The following is a 1,681-nucleotide window of genomic DNA, read 5'->3' as shown; positions in this document are numbered from 1 at the left end:
GAAAAGTGTTAAATTATGAAACCCCATATGAGGTATTTTTTGAGAAACCGTTGCACTTGGTTTGACAATTCGTCAGCTTAAAAACGGGTATAATGTCTACAGAAACAGTTGTAAAGGAGAAGTATAATGAAATTCATTTCATGGAATATTGATTCAATTAATGCTGCACTGACTGGCACCTCAACCCGGGCTGGTGAAACGCGTGAAGTATTGCAAAAAATATTTGACTTAAAGCCGGATGTGATTGCCATCCAGGAGACTAAACTTTCCAAAAACGGCCCAACTAAAAAGCATTACCAAGCACTGGATAAACTTTTCCCTGGCTATCAGGTTGCTTGGCGGAGTTCAGTTGAGCCAGCACGAAAAGGGTATGCCGGGACCATGTACCTCTACCTTGATAAGTATCAACCCTCAGTATCATACCCAGAAATTGGTGCCCCGGCACCGATGGATCAGGAAGGGCGGATCATTACCCTTGAGTTTCCTACGTTTTACCTTACTGAAGTCTATACGCCAAACTCCGGTAACGGACTAAAGCGGCTAGACGAACGCCAACTTTGGGATGATCATTATCGTGAATACTTGCAAGAGTTGGACAAGAAAAAGCCGGTAATCGCTAGTGGTGATTTCAACGTTGCCCATGAAGAAATCGACCTGGCCCATCCGGCAAATAATCACCATTCGGCTGGCTTTACTGATGAGGAGCGCGAACATTTTACTAAGCTATTAAATGCCGGCTTCACCGATAGTTTCCGCTACTTGCACCCTGATGAAAAAGGGGCGTACTCTTGGTGGGCACAACGGGTTATCACTAGTAAGCAGAATAATTCTGGCTGGAGAATTGATTACTGGCTAGTTAGTGATCGCTTAGCAGAAAAAGTTGAAAATTCGACCATGGTTGATAGTGGCAAGCGCCGTGACCATACGCCAATTATGCTGGATATCGATTTATAAAAATATAAGCCCGCTCGCATCCATCATCTGACGAATGTAAGCGGGCTATTTATTAACAAAGTCTTCGCAACTGTACACTTTTCGTTAAAGCTTAATACTTATGTTATCGAATTCTTTGCTTACGTAGCTAATCATCCAGAATATTATCCAGCAAAAGGCGTATGCGAAGATGAAAATTACGGTAAAGCCAATCAAGTTGCTGAGGTTAAGTGTGAACCAACCAGCAAGGATTGCTAGTGGTGTAAAGGCAACAAAGTAAACTAGAAAATTAACAACTGTTTGCTTTAATGTTGACCAGCTTTTGATTCTGAAAATCATTGAACCATAGCCAAATACCAAGCCCATCAATCCCCAGAGTACGATTGAAATTGAAACCGCATCTAGCGGATTAGCAAAGTAGCTCACAAAGGTTGAACTTGACGGGGAGTAGATCCCGTTGCCAGCCAGGTAACTGAAGAAAATTGAGAAGGCGAGGCCAATAATTATCCCGATTGCAGCGAAGGAAAGGCCATTACTAACATACTTTTTCATTTTCGTAGTCTCTCTTTCGTTTTATTTGTTGTCTTAATTATACTAGAAATACTAACAAGATATAGTAGTTAAGAAAACTAATTAACCTATCCTTTAACACTTTTAATTTTCTTTAAAATGAGGCTGGGAATTAACTATTAATTTTTGGTTCTCTAACAGTAAAATCCGGACTATGATTTTTGATTGATTCAAAAAT

2 protein-coding genes are annotated in these 1,681 nt (G+C 40.5%); one reads left to right on the top strand and one right to left on the bottom strand.

The genetic code is table 11. The features are described from left to right. Positions 1 to 126: 126 nt before the first annotated feature. Positions 127 to 954, top strand: a complete 828-nt coding sequence (locus QOS07_RS09180) for an exodeoxyribonuclease III (protein WP_283588642.1) — start codon at positions 127 to 129, stop codon at positions 952 to 954. Between the two features lie 84 nt (positions 955 to 1,038). Here the strand turns inward: QOS07_RS09180 and QOS07_RS09175 are convergent, their stop codons facing one another. Continuing rightward, positions 1,039 to 1,485 (bottom strand): DUF3021 domain-containing protein, encoded by a 447-nt coding sequence (locus QOS07_RS09175; RefSeq protein WP_283588641.1) that lies wholly within the window; start codon positions 1,483 to 1,485, stop codon positions 1,039 to 1,041. Positions 1,486 to 1,681: the final 196 nt, after the last annotated feature.

It is taken from the genome of Limosilactobacillus viscerum, assembly GCF_947387525.1.
GTDB lineage: Bacteria > Bacillota > Bacilli > Lactobacillales > Lactobacillaceae > Limosilactobacillus > Limosilactobacillus viscerum.
The sequence above is the reverse complement of the archived record's forward strand: the minus strand, read 5'-3'. Positions and strand labels throughout refer to the sequence as shown.